The organism is Rhodococcus sp. AC861 (assembly GCF_979256035.1).
On the sequence record NZ_CEEDMW010000006.1, the window covers coordinates 94,346 to 115,521 of the forward strand.

General features: G+C 64.8%; 22 protein-coding genes. 13 read left to right on the top strand and 9 right to left on the bottom strand.

Annotated elements, in window-relative coordinates:
* Nucleotides 1–34: 34 nt before the first annotated feature.
* The 4 genes from AC0IX4_RS18795 to AC0IX4_RS18810 all read left to right on the top strand — a co-directional run bounded on the left by AC0IX4_RS18795 (nucleotide 35) and on the right by AC0IX4_RS18810 (nucleotide 3,339).
* Nucleotides 35–1,015 carry a LacI family DNA-binding transcriptional regulator gene (locus AC0IX4_RS18795; protein ID WP_471830726.1) on the top strand — a complete coding sequence of 327 codons (981 nt, stop codon included), beginning with the start codon at nucleotides 35–37 and terminating at the stop codon, nucleotides 1,013–1,015.
* 131 nt (nucleotides 1,016–1,146) lie between these two features.
* On the top strand, nucleotides 1,147–2,106 hold the full coding sequence (locus AC0IX4_RS18800; protein WP_056076191.1) for a substrate-binding domain-containing protein: 960 nt from the start codon (nucleotides 1,147–1,149) through the stop codon (nucleotides 2,104–2,106).
* Nucleotides 2,107–2,184: 78 nt separating this feature from the next.
* A complete protein-coding gene (locus AC0IX4_RS18805; RefSeq protein WP_471830727.1) occupies nucleotides 2,185–2,403 on the top strand; it encodes a hypothetical protein in 219 nt (72 codons plus the stop codon).
* A 60-nt stretch (nucleotides 2,404–2,463) separates the two neighbouring features.
* Nucleotides 2,464–3,339, top strand: coding sequence for a sugar phosphate isomerase/epimerase family protein (locus AC0IX4_RS18810; RefSeq protein WP_471830411.1), 876 nt, complete (start codon nucleotides 2,464–2,466; stop codon nucleotides 3,337–3,339).
* A gap of 72 nt (nucleotides 3,340–3,411) precedes the next feature.
* Here AC0IX4_RS18810 and AC0IX4_RS18815 read toward each other — a convergent pair whose 3' ends face one another.
* The 3 genes from AC0IX4_RS18815 to AC0IX4_RS18825 form a co-directional block, all read right to left on the bottom strand.
* Nucleotides 3,412–4,392 carry an aldo/keto reductase gene (locus AC0IX4_RS18815; protein WP_471830413.1) on the bottom strand — a complete coding sequence of 327 codons (981 nt, stop codon included), beginning with the start codon at nucleotides 4,390–4,392 and terminating at the stop codon, nucleotides 3,412–3,414.
* A gap of 118 nt (nucleotides 4,393–4,510) precedes the next feature.
* Nucleotides 4,511–5,053 (bottom strand): NAD(P)H-dependent oxidoreductase, encoded by a 543-nt coding sequence (locus tag AC0IX4_RS18820; RefSeq protein WP_471830415.1) that lies wholly within the window; start codon nucleotides 5,051–5,053, stop codon nucleotides 4,511–4,513.
* A gap of 54 nt (nucleotides 5,054–5,107) precedes the next feature.
* Nucleotides 5,108–5,950, bottom strand: coding sequence for an SDR family oxidoreductase (locus AC0IX4_RS18825; protein ID WP_471830417.1), 843 nt, complete (start codon nucleotides 5,948–5,950; stop codon nucleotides 5,108–5,110).
* Between the two features lie 221 nt (nucleotides 5,951–6,171).
* On the opposite strand from AC0IX4_RS18825, the gene AC0IX4_RS18830 reads away from it, so the two are divergent.
* Nucleotides 6,172–7,053, top strand: a complete 882-nt coding sequence (locus AC0IX4_RS18830; protein ID WP_471830418.1) for a helix-turn-helix domain-containing protein — start codon at nucleotides 6,172–6,174, stop codon at nucleotides 7,051–7,053.
* Nucleotides 7,054–7,198: 145 nt separating this feature from the next.
* A complete protein-coding gene (locus AC0IX4_RS18835; protein ID WP_471830419.1) occupies nucleotides 7,199–7,672 on the top strand; it encodes an ester cyclase in 474 nt (157 codons plus the stop codon).
* 41 nt (nucleotides 7,673–7,713) lie between these two features.
* On the opposite strand, the gene AC0IX4_RS18840 is transcribed toward AC0IX4_RS18835, so the two are convergent.
* The 4 genes from AC0IX4_RS18840 to AC0IX4_RS18855 form a co-directional block, all read right to left on the bottom strand.
* Complete coding sequence (locus tag AC0IX4_RS18840) at nucleotides 7,714–9,804, bottom strand: heavy metal translocating P-type ATPase (protein ID WP_471830421.1); 2,091 nt, start codon at nucleotides 9,802–9,804, stop codon at nucleotides 7,714–7,716.
* Between the two features lie 401 nt (nucleotides 9,805–10,205).
* The gene (locus tag AC0IX4_RS18845) at nucleotides 10,206–10,940 is read right to left on the bottom strand and encodes a TetR family transcriptional regulator (RefSeq protein ID WP_471830423.1); all 735 of its coding nucleotides are present in this window, start codon (nucleotides 10,938–10,940) and stop codon (nucleotides 10,206–10,208) included.
* A 43-nt stretch (nucleotides 10,941–10,983) separates the two neighbouring features.
* Nucleotides 10,984–11,727, bottom strand: a complete 744-nt coding sequence (locus AC0IX4_RS18850) for an SDR family NAD(P)-dependent oxidoreductase (RefSeq protein WP_471830424.1) — start codon at nucleotides 11,725–11,727, stop codon at nucleotides 10,984–10,986.
* Nucleotides 11,728–11,765: 38 nt separating this feature from the next.
* Entirely contained in the window at nucleotides 11,766–12,758 is a 993-nt protein-coding gene (locus AC0IX4_RS18855; protein ID WP_471830426.1) for an SDR family oxidoreductase, read from the bottom strand.
* A 194-nt stretch (nucleotides 12,759–12,952) separates the two neighbouring features.
* Here AC0IX4_RS18855 and AC0IX4_RS18860 point away from each other — a divergent pair, with 194 nt between their 5' ends.
* Complete coding sequence (locus AC0IX4_RS18860; RefSeq protein WP_471830427.1) at nucleotides 12,953–13,213, top strand: helix-turn-helix transcriptional regulator; 261 nt, start codon at nucleotides 12,953–12,955, stop codon at nucleotides 13,211–13,213.
* Nucleotides 13,213–13,707, top strand: coding sequence for a DUF2029 domain-containing protein (locus AC0IX4_RS18865; RefSeq protein WP_471830428.1), 495 nt, complete (start codon nucleotides 13,213–13,215; stop codon nucleotides 13,705–13,707). Before AC0IX4_RS18860 ends, AC0IX4_RS18865 begins: the two co-directional genes overlap by 1 nt.
* A gap of 153 nt (nucleotides 13,708–13,860) precedes the next feature.
* Here the strand turns inward: AC0IX4_RS18865 and AC0IX4_RS18870 are convergent, their stop codons facing one another.
* Both AC0IX4_RS18870 and AC0IX4_RS18875 read right to left on the bottom strand, forming a co-directional pair.
* The gene (locus tag AC0IX4_RS18870) at nucleotides 13,861–14,322 is read right to left on the bottom strand and encodes a hypothetical protein (protein WP_471830430.1); all 462 of its coding nucleotides are present in this window, start codon (nucleotides 14,320–14,322) and stop codon (nucleotides 13,861–13,863) included.
* A gap of 32 nt (nucleotides 14,323–14,354) precedes the next feature.
* The gene (locus AC0IX4_RS18875) at nucleotides 14,355–15,281 is read right to left on the bottom strand and encodes an aldo/keto reductase (protein WP_471830432.1); all 927 of its coding nucleotides are present in this window, start codon (nucleotides 15,279–15,281) and stop codon (nucleotides 14,355–14,357) included.
* A 140-nt stretch (nucleotides 15,282–15,421) separates the two neighbouring features.
* Between AC0IX4_RS18875 and AC0IX4_RS18880 the strand changes: the two genes are divergently transcribed.
* The 5 genes from AC0IX4_RS18880 to AC0IX4_RS18900 all read left to right on the top strand — a co-directional run bounded on the left by AC0IX4_RS18880 (nucleotide 15,422) and on the right by AC0IX4_RS18900 (nucleotide 21,176).
* On the top strand, nucleotides 15,422–16,921 hold the full coding sequence (locus tag AC0IX4_RS18880; protein WP_471830434.1) for a flavin-containing monooxygenase: 1,500 nt from the start codon (nucleotides 15,422–15,424) through the stop codon (nucleotides 16,919–16,921).
* Nucleotides 16,922–16,980: 59 nt separating this feature from the next.
* Nucleotides 16,981–17,640, top strand: a complete 660-nt coding sequence (locus tag AC0IX4_RS18885; protein ID WP_471830435.1) for a TetR/AcrR family transcriptional regulator — start codon at nucleotides 16,981–16,983, stop codon at nucleotides 17,638–17,640.
* Nucleotides 17,641–17,714: 74 nt separating this feature from the next.
* The gene (locus AC0IX4_RS18890; RefSeq protein ID WP_471830436.1) at nucleotides 17,715–18,671 is read left to right on the top strand and encodes a fumarylacetoacetate hydrolase family protein; all 957 of its coding nucleotides are present in this window, start codon (nucleotides 17,715–17,717) and stop codon (nucleotides 18,669–18,671) included.
* A 16-nt stretch (nucleotides 18,672–18,687) separates the two neighbouring features.
* A complete protein-coding gene (locus AC0IX4_RS18895) occupies nucleotides 18,688–19,326 on the top strand; it encodes a VOC family protein (RefSeq protein WP_471830437.1) in 639 nt (212 codons plus the stop codon).
* Entirely contained in the window at nucleotides 19,323–21,176 is a 1,854-nt protein-coding gene (locus AC0IX4_RS18900; RefSeq protein WP_471830438.1) for an FAD-dependent monooxygenase, read from the top strand. Before AC0IX4_RS18895 ends, AC0IX4_RS18900 begins: the two co-directional genes overlap by 4 nt.

Sequence of the window (21,176 nt, forward strand, 5' to 3'; positions counted from 1 at the left end):
GTCCCGCGGCGGAGGCCGTTCCCGCACCACGACGATGCAGGACGTAGCCGATCGAGCAGGGGTGTCGAAAGCGCTCGTGAGCATGATCTTTCGTGGCGTGCAGGGGCCCAGCGCGGCGACGCGCGAGCGGGTCATGGACGTTGCGGCGGAGCTCGACTACCGGCCGAACCGCAGTGCGGCGTTGCTCGCACTGCGTCGCACGCACCTCCTCGGCGTGATGACGAACATTCGCAACACCTTTCATGCGGAGATGGTCGAGCACCTCGTCGAGCACGCGTCGGAACGCGGGTACGAGGTGGTCCTCGGCGCACTCACTCCCACGCACGGGGAAGAGGCGGTGATGAACACCCTGCTCGACTTCCGTTGCGAGGCAGTCGTACTTCTCGGTCCCGAGGTGGAGTCCGAGCTGTTGAGCCTGTGGAACGCCCGCGTGCCCATCGTGTCGGTGGGTCGGCGCCTGGCCCGGCCCGACGTGGACGTGGTCCGCGCCGGTGATCTCCGCGGGATGAGCTCGGTCGTCGACCATCTCGTGGGGCTCGGCCATCAGCGCATCACCCATGTGACGGGCGGGTCGAACCCGATCGCGGTGGACCGGCGATCCGGCTACGTGCGAGCGATGCACCGCCACGGCCTCGACGCCCACGTGGACATCATCGAGGGTGACTTCACCGAGGCCTCGGGCGTGGCTGCTGCCGCGACCGTCATGCGGCGCGCCACGCGCCCCACGGCCGTCGTCGCGTCGAACGACCGCAGTGCAGTGGGTCTCCTCGACGCACTGCAACGGTCAGGAATCGCTGTGCCGGAACAGATGTCGGTCACCGGATACGACGACAGCGTGCTGGCCCAGCTCGCGCACGTAGATCTCACATCGGTGAGCCAGGAGGCACGCGAGCAGGCCGTCAGTGCCGTCGACGCCGCGGTGGATCGACTCGACAACGGACGGACCGAACCACGGTCCGTCGTGCTGCGACCACGTCTGGTCGTTCGTTCGACGTCGGGCCCCGTCCCGTCCTGACCTGACCCACCTCTTGACAGCGCCCTGTGTGCCACGTCATAGTTCTGCTACTAGACCGGTCAAATAGATCCGTCTACCTCTTTGGGAAAGTAGGACTCCTCGTGATCTCCACACGTCGCGCTGCGGTCGCCATGGCACTCGCTGCCGCCACCACACTCACCGCGTGCAGCAGCTCCGGTGGCGCTCCCGACCAGGCCGACGGAGGTGCGAACGCCGGCGTCGCCGACACTCCGCGTGCCACGATCGCCATGATCACTCACGCCCCTCCCGGTGACACGTTCTGGGATCTGATCCGGCGCGGAGCGGAAGCGGCTGCCGCCAAGGACAACATCGACCTGCAATACAACGGTGAGGTAGAGGCGCCGAATCAGGCGAACCTCGTGCAGAACGCGCTGGACTCCGGCGTCGACGCCATGGCGGTCACATTGGCCAAACCCGATGCGATGCAACCGAACGTCGAAGCCGCGGTCGCGGCCGGGGTACCGGTCGTCGCCTTCAATTCCGGTTACGACAACTGGAAGGACATGGGAGTCCAGGGGTACTTCGGTCAGGACGAGCGCACCTCGGGGATCGCCGCCGGTGAGCGCCTGAAGGCGGACGGTGCGACCAATGCCGTCTGCGTCATCCAGGAGCAGGGAGCGGTGTCGCTCGAAGCGCGGTGCGCCGGTGTCGCGGAGGGCTTCGGCGGGAAGATCGAGAATCTCAACGTCAACGGCCAGGATCTGCCGTCCGTGCAGGCCACCATCCAGGCGAAGCTGCAGCAGGATCCGACCATCGACGCAGTCCTGACACTGGGCGCGCCCATCGCGCTCGCCGCCGTCGAATCACGCAGCGCCGCAGGTAGTGACGCCGAGATCGCGACGTTCGACACCAACGGTGCGCTCGTCGACGCCGTGAAGTCCGGGGACGTGGCCTGGGCCATCGACCAGCAGCCCTACCTGCAGGGATACTTGGCGGTCGACTCGCTCTGGCTCTACCTGAACAACAAGAACACGCTCGGCGGCGGGCAGGCCGTGCTGACGGGACCGTCATTCATCGACGCCACCAACATCGACGCCATCGCCGACCTCGCCGCCGGCGGCACTCGCTAGGACCGTAGGAGCGAGACAGCCATGTCGCATCACCGCATCGAACTCGACACGTCGAGCCCGGTTCCGATCTATCACCAGATGGTGCAACAGGTTCGGCTTTTGATCGACTCCGGAGCACTCGATGACGGCGGCGCGTTGGAGAGCGCACGCTCCTTGTCGCGGAGATTGCGAGTCTCCCGCGACACCGTCATCCATGCTCAGCGCGTACTCGTCCAAGACGGTTACGCACAGCGAGTCGAATCCGGGGGCCTGGTCGCCAGAACCCCACGGCACGACGCTCGGTCGCTCGCCTCGTGACTGCTGCTGTGCACCAACGAGTTCACGCCGGCGTTCACTCCGACCAGTACAGGACTATTTATGAAGATCGCTCTCGATCCGACGCCGTTCCATCATTCGCATTCACTGCTCGAGCTACCCGCCGTGGTTGCCGATCTGGGGTACGAGTGGTTGCAGCTGACCCCGCACGTGGACATGATCCCGTTCTTCAACCATCCGAAGGCCGACGACGGGTTGGTCGCGAAGTTCCGCAAAGCCTGTTCTGACGCCGGCGTCGGCATCGCCTCGGTGCTGCCGGTGCTGCGCTGGTCCGGTCCCGACGAGGACGCCCGCGAAGCGGCCGTGCGGTACTGGAAACGCGCCATCCAGATCACCGTCGATCTCGGGGTGTCGACGATGAACACCGAGTTCTCCGGTCGACCGGAGAAGCCGGAGGAGTCCGAGCGGGCGTTCTACCGGTCGATGGAGGAACTGGTCCCCATCATCGAACGCGAAGGACTCGACGTCCTCATCGATCCGCACCCGGACGACTTCGTCGAGGACGGGCTCGCCGCGATCCGCACCATCCGCGGAATCAACTCCCCGAACATCGGGATGGTGATCGTGGCGTGCCACCAGTTCCACATGGGCGGTGACCTGCCGGCGATCATGGCCACCGCCGGGGACATGATCCGCCTCGTCCACGTCGCGGACACGATGGACCATCACCGCTCGCACGGGTTGCGGTACATCACCAACCCACCCGGCAACGCGGTGCGGGTGCACCAGCACCTCGAGATCGGCGACGGGGACGTCGACTGGGACCAGTTCTTCGGCGGCCTCGGCGAACTCGGGTTCTACGACAAGGACACCGTCATGGTCTCGAGCGTCTTCGCCGAGAACGAGAACGCCGCGGAGGTCTCCCGCCGCCAACTCGACACCATGACCAAGTACGTCGAGAAGTTCAGCACCCGCTAGACGATCAGGACGGCTGTCGGAGTCTCGTCCGTCGAGGCGTCGTTCACGCGACGAGGTGCTCCAACCCCGTCGTCACGAATCGATAGTGGCCATGTTCGCGTCGTTGTGGCGTGCGCCGGCCGCAGGAGTCAGATCGTCGAGAAGCTGCACCTGTTCCGGGGACAGTTCGATGCCATCGGCAGCCGTGTTCTCCTCCACCCGATCGACCCTGCGGGTACCCGGAATCGGTGCGATGTCCTCTCCTTGGAGCAGGATCCACGCGAGGGCAACCTGAGCCGGTGTGGCGTTCGCTTGTTCGGCGATATGGCGCACTTCGTCGACCAGTGCCAGGTTGCGTCGGAAGTTCTCGCCCACGAAGCGGGGGTTGTCCTTGCGCCAATCGTCGTCGGCGAAGTCGTCCACGCTACGAATCCGGCCTGTCAACAGACCGTGACCCAACGGCGAGTAGGGGACGAACCCGATGTTCAGTTCCCGAAGCGTCGGGAACAGCTCGGTCTCGGGTTCGCGGCTCCACAGCGAGTACTCGGTCTGCAGTGCTGCGATGGGGTGGACGGCGTGAGCTCGTCGGATAGTCGCCACGCCTGCCTCGGACAAGCCGATGTGTCGAACCTTGCCCGCCTCGACCAGGTCGGCGACAGCTCCGATGGTGTCTTCTATCGGGACGGCCGGATCCACTCGATGCTGGTAGTAGAGGTCGATGTGGTCCACCCCGAGTCGCGAGAGTGAACCCTCGACGGCGACGCGGATGTTGTCGGGACTGCTGTCGATGTTTCCGGGTCCGCCGCCGGCATGGGAGACGAGGCCGTACTTGGTGGCGATGATGACGTCGTCGCGTCGACCTGCGATCGCTCGCCCGACGACTTCCTCACTGTGGAAGGGGCCGTAAATCTCTGCTGTGTCGATGTGGGTGACACCGAGGTCGAGAGCTCTCCGGATGGTGCGGACGGACTCCTCGTCATCGAGCGTCACTCCGGTCGTGTAGGTCCCTGCCATCGTCATTGCGCCCAGGCCGATGCGCGAGACTGTCAGATCACCGAGGCGTGCAGTTCTCATGTCGGGCTCTTTCTTTCGCGAATGGGTTCTTTCGATGTCCAGTGAACTGCACTCGGCACATCACAGGGAGGTCCTGTCAGTGGTGCTACTGCCAGGATCCCCCTGATTGCGCGACCGGTCAGTCCGCGTACGAGAGCATCAGTTCGCGGTAGTCCTTCGCTGACGTCGCAAGGTCTTCGTCGGTGCCTCCGAATGCCACTCCGTGAACCTTGAAGATGGGCTGAACGTCGAACTGGCATAGACGTAAGGTCGCGGTCCAGTTTTCGAGGAGCGCCTCGAGTGTCGTCCGGTTGGCGCCCTCGAGGGTGTAGTGCTCCGCCGGGACGCCTGTCGTGGCAGCCACGATGCCCTTCTTTCCCGACAGTTGTGAGGGGGATCGATCCGGAGTGAAGGCGAACGGCATCGTGTAGACCTTGTCCTGCCACAGCTTGAACAGTGGGGGCACGTTGTACCAGTAGACCGGGTGCTGGAAGACGATGACGTCGTGATCGAGAAGCAGGTTCTGCTCGGCTTCGACGTCGATCGCGAAGTCGGGGTATGCGGCGTACAGGTCGTGCACGGTGACGTGGTCGAGATCGCTCACCGCATTCACGAGCGCGGCGTTGGCTTTGGAGGCGTCGGCCAGGTCGGGATGCGCGACGATCAGCAGAATCTTGGACATGGTGAACCCTTCGCTGAGAGTGAGTTATCGAGTGTTCGAGGGGAGAGGGCGACGTCAGGCGACGTCGTCGAACGACAGTCGCTCTCCGAGTTCACGGGAAGTTTCCGCGTCCGCGAGGAGTTCCTGCGCCTTGGTCACGGCAGCGTCGATCGCGTCCGAGCCGGCGATGAATCGGCGTACCGGCGTGCTCTGATCAGCAACGGTCAGAAGGGCGCGAGCAAGTTTGGCGGGATCGCCGGGCTGACGGCCGTTCATGCTCTTCATGCTCTCGATCTGTGGCGCGGTGCGCCGGGCGTAATCGTCGAGGGAGATTTCGGGCCAGATGGTGGATCCGTCGACCAGGAGTTCGGTGCGGAAGTAGCCGGGATTCACGATCGTGGTGTGAATGTCGTACGGCTCGACGTCGTAGTGCAACGACTCCATCCACCCTTCCTCCGCGAACTTCGATGATGCGTACGCGGACGTGAACTCCATGCCGACCAATCCCGCCGTGGACGTCACGGTGATGACATGGCCCGATCGTTGCTTGCGGAGAAACGGCAGGACCGCACGCGTGACGTTCATGGAGCCGAACACATTGGTCTCGAACTGTCGGCGGAACTGCTCGGGGGAAATTTCCTCGAAGTAGCCGGTGTACAAGTTGCCGGCGTTGTTGATCAGGACGTCGATTGCCCCGAACGTGTCGATGGCAGCCTGTGCAGTGGCCTCGGCGTCTTCGACGCTGGTGATGTCGAGTCGTGTGACCAGCAGGTCGGCCTGCGGTCCTCCGAGTCTCTTCTCGACGTCCTCGGGCCGGCGGCCGGTGGCCACGACTCGGTGTCCTGCGGCGAGTGCCTCGCGGGCGATGTCCGTGCCCAGTCCCCGCCCTGCTCCGGTGACGATGATGACCTTGCTCATGTTGTCCTTCCGTGCGCCGCGGTCGGCGCAGGTTCGTTCTGGTGCAGCGTGTTCGAGCACCACGGGCAGCTGTGTCGATCGGCTGCGAAGGGTGTGCGATCAGTCGGGACGCTCCCGCCGAGATCCAGTGAAGCGGACACCGCAACCGCCGGGGAGTCCCGGACCTTGGGGGTAGCGCCAGTAACCCTCTGGCCGCGTGGTGGTCGGCATATATTCGGAAGATGAGCAACAAGGACGACATTCGTGAATTCCTCACGACCAGGCGCGCCCGGATAACACCCGAGGCGGCCGGGTTACCTCTGTTCGGTGGGACACGACGCGTCACAGGCCTCAGGCGGGAGGAGGTCGCACTGCTGGCAGGGATGAGCACGGCCTACTACATCCGTCTCGAACGTGGAGACGCCACGGGCATCTCGGACTCGATCATGGAGGGTCTTTCTCGAGCATTGCAGCTCGACAACGCGGAGCGGCTTCATCTGCACGAGCTGGTGCGCACAGCGAACGAAGGCGGCCCTGCGCGGCGCAAGCGTCGCCCGCTTCCCGCCCAGAAAGTCAGCGACGCCGTACGGCAGACGATCGACTCGATGACGAACGTGCCGGTCATCGTGCAGAACGGGCGTTTCGACGTCCTGGCGATGAACCGGCTCGGGTCCGTTCTCTTCTCGGGAATGGCACGCGACGACGGCGTACCGGCCAACTTCGCCCGGTACGTTTTCCTCGACCCGAAAGCGGTCGACTTCTACAGAGATTGGTTCGACTCTGCCGAGCAGATCGTCGCCCTGCTTCGTGGTGAAGCCGGTCGTGCTCCCTATGATCGTGCGCTCACTGATCTGGTCGGTGAATTGTCCACTCGCAGTGACGAGTTCCGTCAGATGTGGGCGGCACACGACGTGCGTGTCCACGAGACGGGGACAAAGCAAATACACCATCCCGTCGTCGGCGACCTGGATCTGACCTACGAGGCGTTCGGAGTCAATTCTGCTCCCGGGCTCATGCTCATCGCTTTCACTGCTGCTGTCGGGACGCCCTCGCACGACGGTCTGCAACTCCTTGCCAGCTGGGAAGCGCAGTCGATCGCCGACGTGAACCGCCCGCTCGGTTAGCCGACAGGTCACTGCTCGCGAAACGATGCGTATCCCGGATGACGACACTGCGTCGGCATCGGATGGGGTGCACGTCGGTAACCCCGAAGCAGAGGACTCCCTGTGCGGGGCGAGACCGGCTTGACTGGCACCCGGTCGGGCCCGCGTGATCGCTTCTGCGACGGTCGAGGCCCCCGAGGGCGGGGAGAGAATGATTCACGAAGAGATCTGGGAACCCACGGATGTCAATCGATGGACGATGGAACGGTACGCGGGCGACTATCTACGGACCGGTGACCGGAGTCTCGGACGGGCCTTGGTCGATGCGGACGTGATCCTCCACATCGGAGGCGAACGCTTCGACGGCGTCGAAACGTACCTCGACGTCACGGCGTCACTTCACTCGTCGTTCACCGGGATGACGTGGCTGGCCCAGGAAATCGTTGTGGATCGACGATGGGTGGCCGTCCGCTACATCATCAACGGGGTACATTCCGGAGTGTTCGACGGCGTCGCTGCTACAGGAAGACACGTTGCCGCACAATCGATGTCACTATATCGACTGGCGGGGGGACTGATAGTGGAGGAGATCGCGCAACCGGACAGGTGGAGCATCCACGCGCAGATCGGACATCCGTGAAGATCTCCCTGGGGCACGCGTCATCACGCATCTCCCTATCTTCACGCGTGCTCGTCCTCCGGGATGTTTCCGTCCGCGTCGGTGGGTCGGAGGTCGAGGCGCCGCAGTAATTGGGCGTTGGCGGCGACGATGATCGTCGACAGCGACATCAGAAGCGCCCCGACCGACATCGGGAGCACGAACCCGATCGGCGCGAGCACACCGGCCGCCAAGGGCACGGAGATCATGTTGTATCCGGCTGCCCACCAGAGGTTCTGCTTCATCTTGCGGTAGGCGGCACGGGAAAGGTCGACGACCGACAGAACCGATCGAGGGTCGTCGCCGGCGAGAATGACTCCGGCCGAGGCGATCGCGACGTCGGTGCCGGCTCCGATCGCGATGCCGACGTCAGCGCGGGCCAGCGCCGGAGCATCGTTGACGCCGTCACCCACCATTGCCACCGTGCGGCCCTCGCCCTGTAGCTCCGCGACGCGTCGCTCCTTGTCCTCGGGCCGTACGCCGGCGAAGTAGCGATCGATGCCGAGTTTGGTGGCCACCGATCCGGCCACCGCGTCGGCGTCGCCGGTGATCATCACCACCGCGATCCCTCGGCGGTGGAGCTCGTCCACGGCGCGGCGTGACTCGGGCCTGATCTCGTCGGCGAGCTTCACCGCTCCGATGACACTCCCGTTCTCGACGACGTGCAGGATGATCGCCCCGTCGCGGCGCCATCGTGCTGCGATGTCGAGTTCGCTTCGGTTCTCCTCCTCGAGCATCGCGGGTCCTCCCACCCGGATCACCGCGCCGTCGACGCGTGCGGACACCCCGACTGCCGGAGAGGATTCGAAACTCGTCGCCGCTTGTGTCGACAGACGCCGATCATGTGCGGCGGCGGCGATCGCGCGGGCGAGTGGGTGCTCGGAGTCCGCTTCCGCGGCCGCCGCCAGCACCAGCACGTCGTCCTCGGTGCGTCCTGCGACGGTCTCGACGCCGGTGACAGCGGGTTCCCCGCGGGTGAGAGTGCCGGTCTTGTCGAACAGCACGGTGTCGACGGTGCGCATGGATTCGAGTGCGAGGCGGTCCTCGATCAGTACGCCGGCGCGTGCGGCACGTTCGGTCGCGATGGACACCACCAGCGGGATTGCCAACCCCAGCGCGTGGGGGCAGGCGATGACCAGGACGGTGATCGTGCGGACGACCGCGTCGTCGGGGGAGCCGAGGAGGGTCCAGGCGGCCGCGGTGAGAACGGCGGCGCCGAGGGCGAACCAGAACAGCCACGCCGCGGCGATGTCTGCGATGCGCTGTGCTCGCGACGTCGAGTTCTGCGCGTCGCTGACCAGTCGGCGGATCCCGGCCAGTGTGGTGTCCTCGCCGATAGCGGACACACGCACACGCAGACCCGAGTCGGTGGCGACGGTGCCGGCGACGACGGTCTCGCTCTCGCTGCGGCGGACCGTCCGGGATTCGCCGGTGATCATCGACTCATCCATGCTCGCGGCCCCGGAGACGACGACACCGTCGGCAGGCACCCGACCGCCGGGGCGCACGATCACCACATCGCCGACTGCCAGCGATCCGGGATCGACAGTGCTGACCTCACCGTCGGCGTCGACGCGCTCGGCAGTGTCGGGCAGCAGTGCGGCCAGAGAGTCCAAGGCCGACGTCGTCTGTGCAAGCGATCGCATCTCGATCCAGTGCCCCAGCAGCATGATCACGATCAGCAGTGCGAGCTCCCACCAGAAGTCCAGCTGGTGATCGAGCAGTCCCGTGCTCGCTCCCAGCGAGGAGATGAAGGCGACGGTGATGGCCAGCGCGATGAGCAGCATCATCCCCGGAGCGCGGCCGCGGATCTCGCCGAGCGCGCCCGTGAGGAACGGGGAGCCGCCCCACACGAATATGACCGTGCCCAGTAAGGGAGACACCCACCCGATCCAGGGAACGTCGGGGAGGGCGTAGCCGAGAATCATCGCGAACATGTCCGACGCCGCTATCACCGGAACAGCCAGAACGGCCATGACCCAGAACAATCTTCGGAACTGGGCCGCATGATCGCCGTGGCCGCCGTGGCCGCCGTGGCCGCCGTGGCCGCCGTGGCCGCCGTGGTGTTCGTGGTCGCTGTGGACTCGTGTGACGTCCGGTGTCGTCTCGACCATGTCATGTCCTTGTCGTCGTGCTGTCTCGCGAAGGCCGCTCTCGCCGGTCGCGTGTTGTGCAACCCGTCTCGGGCTCGGTCTTGATACCCCCTGGGGGTATGCACTCAAACCATACGCTCCACCGGACTGTCCCGAAAGGGCCTGTCGAAACGAACCGCTCTTGCGTTGACCGGACCGGGCCGGACGGTGCCGAGGAAAACGGTGTGACCTCCCGGTGATGGAAGAGCTACTGTCCGTTCCTGCCTCGCGATAGGAGTCGGCGTGATCGGCGATGATGACCGGGTCGAGGGGGTGCGACACCGGCTTGGTCGTAGAGCGTGAGTACGCAGCTCTCTGTCACCGTCTCCGGTCGAGGCGCAGGCCGTAAGGACGCCTGAGCGCTCATCGGTGGTCCTTGCCGCCTACTGTTCGAACCGTGGCGGTCGGCCGGGAATCATCAGGTGAATCCTGTCGACCAGCTGGAGTGCCACATCGGGAGAGGCGCCGTCGAATACTGCGGCATGAATACCGCGCATGGCGCCGGTGACGAGTCGCGCGGTGGCAGGTATGTCTGTGTGACTGTCGATCTGGTTCGCGTCGGCTGCACGACGAAGCAACTGATCGATCGCGCCGACGAAGTCGTCGTGCCATCCCTCGGCTGTGCCCTCGCTGCGAGGAACACCTATGTTGCGGAACAGGACGTGGGTCGCCGGGGTGTCGTAGATGGTGGCTGCGGCGATGTGCAGAAACGACTGAAGCTGCCCCAGAGGATCGTCCGGCCACTCCACTTTCGCGGACCGTGCTGCCATGCGGTCGATCAGGGTGGTGGCGGCGTCGTTGACCGCCGCCTGGAACAGGTCGCGTTTGCCGGGGAAGTGGTGGAACGCAGTTCTGGGAGAGAGGCCGCACTGCTGTGCCACGGCTTCGACGGTGATGTCGCCGTAGTCGGCGTGCCTCAGGAGCTCCTGGGTCGCGCGGACGAGCCGGGTCGTGGCAGGACCCGAGTCGTCCGTAGCGTCGGACGCAGCCCATCGATACAGCGTTGTGGTGTGGATGCCCATGGCCGCGGCGACAGCGGCCGGACTTTCTGTTCCTGTGAATGCACGTTCCACCGCGTCGCGACGGTCGGCCGCCGTGAATCTCGAGACCCTGGCCATAGTGGTGACAGTACAGCCGTGTCGGCGCGAGGGACGACGGATTTCAGTGCAGCAGACGGGCCACGGCGGGAAGCAGTATCCGTGGTGGAGTCAACATCGCCGTCGCAGCCTGGATCGAGTTTTTACGGCCCGAGATTGCGTACGGGCGCGAGTGTTTCGCGTCGAGGGCGCGCATCGCGGTGGCGACGACCTCGGTCGCTGTCTGGTGTGAGCCCGTTACCGCGGCCGTCTCGCCTATGACGTCGAAGAATTCGGTGCGCGTCGGACCCGGGACGAGCGCGAACACTCGGACACCGTGGCGCTTGGATTCGTACCACAAGGATTGGGTGAAGCTGAGGACGAACGCCTTGGCTGCGGCGTACACAGCGAGGGTCGGGACGGGCTGGAACGCCGTCGTGCTGGCGACGTTCACGAGGGATCCTGTGCCGCGCGCGATCATGTCGGGGAGGAACGCCGAGCAGATGTCCACGACGGCCGCGACGTCGACGGCGAGAAGCCGTGCGAGATCGTCGGCATCGTTGTCGATGAATGTGCCTTGAACGGCGAAGCCGGCATTGTTGACGACTAGGTCCAGTCTTTCGGGCACCAGGTCTCGTAAGTGGCGTCCGGCCGCCGGTTCCGACAGATCGTGGGAGACGATGCGGCAGTGGACTCCGTGCTCGCGTCCTAGTTCGGCTGCGAGAGAGACGAGTCTTTCCTCGCGCCGCGCCACCAACACCAAGTCTGAGCCGCGCTCAGCAAGGGCTCGGGCGAATTCGGCTCCGATGCCGGAGCTCGCGCCGGTCACCAGGGACCGTCGGGGGCGAAATCGGCGCGGCGCCTGCTTCATTCGCGGTCACTCCGGCTCTGCTGGTCGTGTTCTGCGACGGCTCGTCGGGCGAAGTCCTCGTACGAGGTGGGCTCCCGGCCGAGCAGTGCCGGCAGTACGCTGAGGTCGCCGGCAGGTAGTCCGTGGCGGTCGTAGTGCGACATCATCGTCCGGTACGCAACGCGGGCATCGGGTGGCCAGTCGTTCATGCCGCGGGGATTCGAGGCTGCGCCGGCGCCACGAACGAGGTGGCCGACCGAACGGAGCCCGGTGGCCCGCACCGCATGGGTCACCACCGCCCCGAGTGCAGGTAGTGCGGCTGCTCGCTGTGTCAGCGACGACGGGGGAATGCGCACCGCAGTCACGCCGTGTCCCAACACCTTCGCCCAGATCGCGGCCATCTGGTGACGCGTCAGTTCGACGGTGGACAGGTCGTAGGTGCGTCCGGTGTGCGGTGTCGGATCGAGCGCGATGGTGGCTGCCGCCTCGGCGACATCGGCGACGTCGACCACGCCCATGACGCTGTTCGGCGAGACGGGGTAGGGCATGACGCCCGCCTGCAGAAGATCCCATATTTCGAGGTAATTCTGCATGTAGTGCGACGGTCTCAGGACTGTGGTGGGCAGAGCGCTGTCGCGCAGCAGCCCCTCCGCGACATCCTTCTGTCGATGATGGGTCAGCTCGTGCAGATCCGGGTGGATCACCGAGTGGAACACGATGTGCTGCAGTCCTTGTGACGGTCCCGAGGCGATGAGGTGTGCGATGATGGGTCGCTCGTCGATGATCTGGGTGGGAGCCGCGTGGTACAGAACGGTCGTGCCGAGCAGGGCCGTGTCGAGTGTCTGCGGAGATCGTAGGTCGCCCACGACGACCTCTGTTGCGCCGTCCCGTCGCGTCGTACGTTCCTGGTCGATGTTCTTCACCACCGCGCGCACCGGAACACCGCGTTGTGCGAGTTGTCGCACGAGCAGTCGTCCGACACCGCCTGCGGCACTGGTCACTGTGATCATGAAACCCCCTTCGGTGTCCGCACCCGGTTCGCCCGGTGCGTTCTGCAGATACTGCACACAAAATGCAAATAACGCAAGACTCAGCGATGGGTGCATGCCGTGACGGCCCCACGTTGCACTGGGCCCGATCGATGCCAATCAAGCAAATGTCAACCACTCTTGACATCAAATGACAAGTGCAGTTGACTTGTTGCATGGTCGTGACGAACCGAGTGCGAGACCTCCGGAAGGCATCCCGCATGACTCAGGCCGAGCTGGGCCGCGTCTGCGGAGTCAGCCGACAGTCGATCGTCTCGATCGAGGGCGGGGACTACGCCCCCAGTGTGTATCTGGCACTGAAAGTGGCGGGAGCGCTCGACTCCACGGTCGAGCATCTGTTCCCGGTCGACACCGACACCCCGCGGTCCGATACCCCGAAGTCCGACACCCCGAGCTTGAGCGAGAAGGAGTCCTGATGAGTGCGTTCACAACATCGATGCGGTTCGTCGGCGATCTCGACGCCGAGTTCTATCGCGACGAGCGTCAGCGGGACGTATGGAACGAAGCCGCTGCCGTCGGGCTGCAATTGCACACCTTCGGTGGGCTGGTGGCCGCCGCTGTCCTCCCATGGGTCGGTGGACGCCCCGGGGCGTTAACTGCACTGGGCATCATCATCTTCGGTGGCGTCGTGAGTTGCGCGACCCTCGCCTACGCGAAGTCCAGGGATGTGGACCTGTTCGCGGAGACTCGGTGGTTCACCGCCCGCGGCAATGTGAGCGCCGTACTCCTGCTGGTGGCCTTCGTCGGCATCGGGGTGACCCTCGCTCCGGATAAGTACCTGCCCGGGCGTGCAGACCCGAGCACCTGGGCCGGCCTGATCGTCGGAGCTGTACTCGGAGGCGGCGGAGCTGCTCTGGCGATCTATCGCAGCCGTCGACGCAAGCAGCAGTTCGAGGCCGACGAGGACTGAGCAATTCAGTGAAATCTATATAGGCAGATAGTAATTCGATGTGAACCAGGGACGCCTCCAGGCCCGATTTCGGCCCGGTGATCGTGGACTCCTACCACCGTAGGGCGGGGGTAGACGTCCACGATCGGGGGTTCCGAACCTCGGCGGCCCTAGTCAGTGTCCTGAGCTGTAGAGGAACAAGGAAGCGCCACGGTCGTCCCGCGTGAGAAGTGCTGTCACGGTGTCGATCTCTCCGGACGGTGGATACTGCGTGACGAGGGTGCCCGGTCCGCAATCGAACCCGAGAGACGACCAATTGCCGGGAGGGACCGCACTGCACGTGATCGCTGCCATCGGCGGGAATGTGGGGTTGGCTGCCGTCACCGCTTTTCCGTCGCCGAGGTCGACGGGCGCGTCGTATCGGGCCGACCACGGGGCTTGCCCGACGAATTCCGAGAACGTGTGCGCCTCGGCAAACGTGAAGCCGTCCGGGACGGTGAAGCCGTCTCTCCGGGAGTACGCCGCGACATCGTCCGCATCGAGTTCGTACGGCTGACCTATCTCCGACGTTCCACACGCGGTCAGCGCGATGGTCGACAGTGCTAGAGCAATAACCGTTCCAGCGGTGGAGGTCATGTCTGACCCCCCGCTGCTCGGACGTGCACTGGTCACGGCAGCGTGTGGCCCGCAGCCCTGAAGAGCCGGTACCACTGCTGACGATCGAGTTCGATGTCGGAGCCGGCCGCCGCCTCCGCGACCCGTGACGGTGTGGTCGTACCGAGAACGACCTGGATATTCGCCGGGTGCCGGGTCAACCAGGCTGTGGCGATGGCGGTGGGAGTGGTTCCGAACTGGTCGGCGAGGTCGTCGAGTGCATCGTTGAGGTCCGGATAGTTCTCACGGTCGCCGAGAAAGACGCCGTCCGACGTACCTTTCTGAAACGGTGACCATGCCTGGAGCGTGATGCCGTGCACGCGTGCGTGGTCGAGAAGTCCATTGTCCCGATCCATGGACTGGTCGAGCCCGGCGATGTTGGCGGCCACGCCTGCCGCGACGAGCGGTGCATGAGTGATGCTGAGCTGCACCTGATTCACGACGAGGGGTTGCTGCACCGCAGTCTTCAGCACGGCGATCTGACCGGGAGTGTGGTTCGAGACGCCGAAGTGTCGGACCTTTCCCGCGGACTGCAAGGTGTCGAAGGCCCGAGCCACCTCGGCGGGTTCCACCAAGGCGTCCGGTCGATGCAGCAGAAGCATGTCGAGGTGGTCCGTGCGCAGCGCAGCGAGAGACTCGTCGACAGTGGAGAGAATGTGCTCGGCCGAGAAGTCGTAGTAACCCTCGCGGATGCCGACCTTGCTCTGAATGATCACATCGTCGCGGTCGGATGCGAACGACACTGCATCACCGAACCGTCGCTCGCACGCATGCCGTTCGCTGCCGTAGATGTCTGCGTGGTCGAACACCGACACACCGGCGTCCCGGGCGGTTCCGACGAGTGTGCGGATCTGCTCGTCGTCGAGTGACTCGATACGCATGAGTCCGAGAACGATGCTCGAGACGTGCAGGTCGGTGCCGGGGAGATCGAAAGTCTTCATCTGCACATCGGTACCCGCGAGGAACCGTCCGGCGCAACCGGGGATGGAAGAGTCCGTACCAGGACGTGCGATGCGGTTGTACGGTCGCATGATCAGTCCGAGTGCTTCACCGCGACGCACAGTGCAGAAGGGAACCGTCGGTGCCTGACGTTTCAGCCCGCCCACACCACGAGATCGTCATCGTCGGTGCGGGCTTCTCCGGTCTGGGGACCGCGATCGCTCTCGCGAAAGCCGGTTTCGACGACGTGCTCATCGTCGACGACGGTGACGGTCCCGGTGGTACCTGGCAGTGGAACACCTATCCGGGTGTGGCTGTCGACATCCCGTCCTTCAGTTACCAATTCTCCTTCGCTCAACGATCGACCTGGTCCCGCAGCTACGCCCCGGGCAGCGAGTTACGTGCCTACGCCGAGCAGATCGTGGAGGAATACGGCTTGGGTGCCCACCTTCGATTCGGTACCAGGGTGCACGGAGCCTCGTTCGACGCGGAGTCTGCCCAGTGGTCGATCTCGACCAGCGGGGGAGATGTCACGGCCCGCTGGTTGATTCACGCAGGCGGGCCGCTGAGCCAACCGAAACTGCCCGATATCGCGGGCATCGACTCCTTCGGTGGCGCGACGATGCACACCAGCCGCTGGGACCACGAGGTATCGCTGGCGGGCAAGCGGGTCGGCATCATCGGCACCGGCGCGACGGCTGTGCAGGTCGTTCCGGAAATCGCACCCGAGGTCGAGCACCTGACCGTGTTCCAGCGCACGCCCATCTGGTGCCTGCCGAAACCGGACTTCCCGCTCGGCCGGGTAGGACGCGCGGGCCTCGGGCGAGTTCCCGGAGTTCGGCAGGTCGCTCGCTTGGCGAGCCAGACCTTCGTCGAGGCGACGTTCCCGGTGTTGGCCCACTTCCATCGATGGGTTCCCGGCACCGCCGCCCTGCAGGTCGCTGCGCGTCGATACATCGCCGCGCAGGTCGATGATCCGGCGACGCGGGAGGCGCTCACCCCGAAGTACGCCCTCGGATGCAAACGGCCGAGTTTCCACAATTCGTATCTTTCGACGTTCAATCGCGAGAACGTCGCTCTGCAGACGGCGTCCATCGAGGCGATCACGCCGACAGGGATTCGCACGGCCGACGGCGATCTGCACGAGCTCGATGTGCTCATCCTGGCCACCGGATTCAAGGTGACGGACAAGGACGCGCTGCCGACGTACCCGCTCACGTCCGACGACGGAACAGACCTCGCCGAGCATTGGGACGCTGCGCGGTTCCACACCTACCAGGGCGTGACGACAGCAGGCTTTCCCAACTTCTTCACCGTCTTCGGTCCCTACGGCTACAACGGCGCGTCGTTCTTCACCCTGGTCGAGAACAGTGCCGCCCACATCGTGCGGGTTTTGAGCGAAGCTCGTCGCCTCCGGGCGTCGGTTGCCGAGGTGACACCGGCGGCGCAGGAGAAGTACATGAGCGCCATCCTGGAGCGGCGGCCGCTGCAGGTGTTCACCGACCCGAGCTGTGCGAGCGCCAACAGCTACTACTTCACCAAGAACGGGGATGTGCCGTTCAGAGCGTCGACCACGCTCGAGGCGTCGTGGCGGAGCCGACGATTCGACCTGAGTGACTACGCCTTCGCCGAACGGTCGTGATCGGACGACCCCTGTGACAGCCCCGGGTAGTCTCGTCGAGTGACCTCCAGGATTGTTCGTTGACGACACGAGCGCAACAGAAGGCCGCCACACGGGAACGATTGCTGACGGCGGCCTCCGAGTTGTTCACCGAGCGGGACTACGGCGATGTGACGATCGCGGACATCGCCAAACGGGCCGGTGTCGCCCACGGATTGCTGTTCCATCATTTCTCGAACAAAGATGGAATTTATCGAGCCGTCCTCGATAACGTTGTTGCAGAGATGGATTCCGCGTTCAGCATTCCTGACGACGCGGACGTCCCGAGGGTCGTCCGGGCCGCGCTGCGCACTCATCTGAGCTACCTCGAGAATCACCGCGGAGTCGCGCTGCGATTGATCGTCGGGCGGCGACACCCGGACCCGACCGTCGTCGCCGCGTCGGACCGAGGACGTACGCGGGCCTTGACCGCGTTGGCGCACGCCCTGGAACTAGACCCCGGCAACAAGCTCATGCAGTTCGTCGGCACGACCCTGGTCGCCGCATTCGACGAGGCGTCCTCGTGGTGGTTGAACGACCCCGATCCGCTGCCTGTCGACGCCCTCGTCACCTCGTTCATCGAGATCGGCATCGGCGCGTTGAGGGGTGTTCAAGCCATCGACGGCTGCCCGGACCTGCGTGAACAGATCGCCGTACTCACCGCCGCCGCGACTATGGACGACCACGGCCGATCCGACTGAACATGATTCGTTGACTGTTGTTCAGCGAACACGCTAGTCTGGCACTCCCAGCCACGACGGACGGAGTTCAGACGATGGCGACCTACCTCAGCCGCTTCACGACAGCCAAGGCCGAGCTGTGGGGTGTGGTGACCGCCGGCGGGATCATCGCGCTCGAGGGTGACTACGCGACCACCGGTGAACTTCTCGAGAACGGACGCGACGACTGGACGGCCGCGGCATCGCGGCGGCCCACCCACGTGGCCGACGACGTGCAGATGCTGTCTCCGATCACCACTCCGTGCCGCGTGTTGTGTCAGGGCGCGAACTTTCGCCAACATGCCATCGACTCCGGGATGGATCCGGACAACACGGCGTTCAACCTCTTCTTCGACAAGACCGACGCCTCGATCACCGGCCCGCACTCGGCCGTCACCCGCCCGTCGCACGTCCGGTTGCTCGACCACGAGATCGAGCTTGCGCTGGTGATCGGCAAGGCGATCACCGAGCCGGTCACGATCACCGACGACTCGCTACGCGAGTACGTCGTCGCGGTGACCATCGCCAACGACTTGTCGGCACGTGACGTGCAGCTCCCGCAAGGGCAGTATCTGAAAGGCAAGAGCTACCGCGGCTTCTGCCCGATGGGCCCATTGCTCGCGGTCCTCGACGATGCAGATTACGACCGCCTGGACGACCTCGTACTGCGGTTGCACGTCAACGGTGATCTGCGTCAGACCGACACCACCGCGAACTTCGTCTACCGGCCCGCCGAATCACTTACCGAGCTCAGCACTTTCAGCAATCTCGACGTGGGCGACGTGCTCCTGACGGGGACCCCGCACGGCACCGCGGCAAAGTCGCCACCCGCAATCGTGCGACGGCTCGCGACCGCGTTGTTGCCCGAGCACGTCATGTGGAAACTCTTCATTCGCCGCAACCTCGCCGGGCCGTTCCTGAGCCCGGGTGACACCGTCACCAGCACCATCCGATCGTCCGACGGCGCCCTGGATCTCGGTGAGCAACGCACGCCGATCATCGCACCGAACTGACACCGAGGAGACTTCCATGCCATCGCCCACTGCGAGCCCCGCTCCGACAACGACAGCGCTCGCCCCGGACCTCATCGCCCATTTCGTGGTCAAGACAGCGCGTCCGGAGGAGATGATCGACTGGTACGCCGCCGTTCTCGGCGCCCACGTCGTGCACGAGGACGGTCAGATCGCCTTCCTCACCTGGGACGACGAAAGTCACCGCCTGGCCCTGGTCAAGGTGCCTCGACTGCTCCGATACCTGTTCCCGCTGGCCAGGTTTCGACGCAAGATCTACGGCGTCGACCACCTCGCGTTCACCTACACCACGCTCGAGCCGCTGCTGCTGAACTACGAACGACTGGCCGCGAGGGGCATCACCCCGGTGTGGGCTATCAATCACGGCCCGACCACGTCGCTCTACTACGAGGATCCCGACGGAACGCGTCTGGAGTTCCAGACGGAGAATTTCTCCACAGCCGAGGACACCGCTCGGTTCTTCTCCAGCGACGAGTTCGCGAGCAACCCGATCGGAATCACCATCGACCCGTCCTACCTGCTCGAACGACTCCGTGACGGTGCCCCCGCGGAGTCGCTGCTACGTCGAGACGCCGGCGTGAGACCGGGGACCACTCCGCTAGTCAACCGACGCGCCATCACGTTTCGTACGCTGTGAGCACCTCCGATCCGGCTCCCGTCCTCATCGCCGGGGCCGGCTCGACCGGCGCCACGGCGGCGCTGTTGCTCGCAAGTCGAGGCATCGCGTCCATCGTCGTCGACCGCAGATCGGACGAACTCACTCATCCCGCGGCACACGTCATCCACGGCAGGTCCCTCGAGATCTGGCGGGAGGCGGATCCGGCTCTGGCGCGCGACATCGCCGCACTGGCGCCCCCGATAGAGGATGTGAGTCTCATCCGCTGGTGTTCCGAGCTGAGCGGGCGAGCTCTCGGCGAGATCGACCTGTCATCGCGTCCGGAACAACTCGCTCGTGTGAAGTCGCACAGTGACTTTCTGATCTCGCACATCGGTCAGCACCAGTTGATGCCTGTGCTGTGGACGGCGCTCGACCGGGAACCACTGATCGACTTCCGCAGGAACACTCGCGTCGAGCGCGTCGAGCAGCGTGGTGACACAGTAACCGCGCAGATGAGTACCGGTGCCACCGTGACTGCGCAGTACCTAGTCGGTGCAGACGGCGCCAACAGCGACATCCGAGAGTTCGCGAATGTCGAAATGCATGGTCCGGTGCTGGCCCGCATGGGAAGCGCATTCTTTCGTGCGCCCGGGCTCTATCCCGCCGACGCCCGCCCGCTGCTCAGCTGGATCTATCAGCCGAACTTCGCTGGAGTCATGATCGCTCATGCCGATGACCACTACGTGTTGATGAACACGTACCTTCACCCCGATCAGGACGTGGCCCGTCGCCGCGAGGACTTCTGGGCCACGACGTTGCCGGCCGTCCTGGGCGACCAAGTGCACGTCGAGGTCGTCTCGACCGGGACATGGACGATGACATCCCAGACCGCCGAGGTGTTCCGCCGTGGCCGGATTCTTCTGGCAGGTGATGCTGCACACCGTTTTCCGCATACCGGCGGCTACGGACTCAACAGTGGGGTGCAGGACGCGCACAACATCGCATGGAAGCTCGATGCCGTTCTCGGTGGGCACGCCACCGACCGACTGCTCGACACCTACGAGACCGAGCGTCGACCGGTCATCGACCTGTTCGCCCGACACAGCGTCAGCAATCACGTCAAGATGGACGACACGACCCGCTATTTCGGTGTCACCAACACGATGCTGCAACGGGCGACGGCAGCGATGTCGCGGCGACCGATGACGATGATTCCCGGTCGTCTCGCAGCGCCTCTGGCGGACAGAGTGACTCGCGCCGGGCTGGCACGTACGCGCATTCTCGCGTCGACGGGTCGGCGCGCACAACGTGTTCGCGATCTCGTGGCAGGAAGTATCCCCGGGCAACTCGCGCACTTCGTCTCGACAGGATTGGAGTACGGGTATCGGTATGGCGGTCCCTTGATCGCGGCCGAACCTGGTGAACGAGAGCCGGCCGTAGGCCCCGAGGATGTCGTCGAGTACCGCCCCACAACCAGGCCAGGAGGACGTCTGCCGCACACCGTCGTCGAGACCCCGTCCGGGCCGCGGTCGACACTCGAGCTCGTCGCTACGACACCAAGTGCTTTCACCATATTCACGTCCGACCCCGCGTCGTGGACGAGAGTTCTGTCGTCGTTGTCGACGGAGCTGTCGCCGTTGACAACTCGCGTCGTCGATATGACAGGGGTCCCGTCGCCCGAGGCCACGGTCGACCTGTACGAGGTGGGAACGAGCGGAGCAGTCGTCGTCCGTGCCGACGGCCACGTCGTATGGCGTTCGCGTGACGATGCCGACGCGGCAGGACGGCAGTTCGTCGATGTCGTCCGACGCACCTGGCTGCCGTATTTCTCACCTACCGACGGATCGGACCGCACGGAGGAGACGTCGATCGCTTCTGGACGCCGATAG

Bases quoted from the DNA above. Each gene is read 5' to 3' on its own strand.
- AC0IX4_RS18870 (WP_471830430.1), bottom strand. From the start codon at position 14,322: ATGACCTCCACCGCTGGAACGGTTATTGCTCTAGCACTGTCGACCATC.
- AC0IX4_RS18865 (WP_471830428.1), top strand. From the start codon at position 13,213: ATGAGTGCGTTCACAACATCGATGCGGTTCGTCGGCGATCTCGACGCC.
- AC0IX4_RS18875 (WP_471830432.1), bottom strand. From the start codon at position 15,281: ATGAAGACTTTCGATCTCCCCGGCACCGACCTGCACGTCTCGAGCATC.
- AC0IX4_RS18820 (WP_471830415.1), bottom strand. From the start codon at position 5,053: ATGTCCAAGATTCTGCTGATCGTCGCGCATCCCGACCTGGCCGACGCC.
- AC0IX4_RS18795 (WP_471830726.1), top strand. From the start codon at position 35: ATGCAGGACGTAGCCGATCGAGCAGGGGTGTCGAAAGCGCTCGTGAGC.
- AC0IX4_RS18855 (WP_471830426.1), bottom strand. From the start codon at position 12,758: ATGATCACAGTGACCAGTGCCGCAGGCGGTGTCGGACGACTGCTCGTG.
- AC0IX4_RS18895 (WP_471830437.1), top strand. From the start codon at position 18,688: ATGCCATCGCCCACTGCGAGCCCCGCTCCGACAACGACAGCGCTCGCC.
- AC0IX4_RS18825 (WP_471830417.1), bottom strand. From the start codon at position 5,950: ATGAGCAAGGTCATCATCGTCACCGGAGCAGGGCGGGGACTGGGCACG.
- AC0IX4_RS18840 (WP_471830421.1), bottom strand. From the start codon at position 9,804: ATGGTCGAGACGACACCGGACGTCACACGAGTCCACAGCGACCACGAA.
- AC0IX4_RS18800 (WP_056076191.1), top strand. From the start codon at position 1,147: ATGGCACTCGCTGCCGCCACCACACTCACCGCGTGCAGCAGCTCCGGT.
- AC0IX4_RS18890 (WP_471830436.1), top strand. From the start codon at position 17,715: ATGGCGACCTACCTCAGCCGCTTCACGACAGCCAAGGCCGAGCTGTGG.
- AC0IX4_RS18815 (WP_471830413.1), bottom strand. From the start codon at position 4,392: ATGAGAACTGCACGCCTCGGTGATCTGACAGTCTCGCGCATCGGCCTG.
- AC0IX4_RS18805 (WP_471830727.1), top strand. From the start codon at position 2,185: ATGGTGCAACAGGTTCGGCTTTTGATCGACTCCGGAGCACTCGATGAC.
- AC0IX4_RS18860 (WP_471830427.1), top strand. From the start codon at position 12,953: ATGGTCGTGACGAACCGAGTGCGAGACCTCCGGAAGGCATCCCGCATG.
- AC0IX4_RS18845 (WP_471830423.1), bottom strand. From the start codon at position 10,940: ATGGCCAGGGTCTCGAGATTCACGGCGGCCGACCGTCGCGACGCGGTG.
- AC0IX4_RS18830 (WP_471830418.1), top strand. From the start codon at position 6,172: ATGAGCAACAAGGACGACATTCGTGAATTCCTCACGACCAGGCGCGCC.
- AC0IX4_RS18810 (WP_471830411.1), top strand. From the start codon at position 2,464: ATGAAGATCGCTCTCGATCCGACGCCGTTCCATCATTCGCATTCACTG.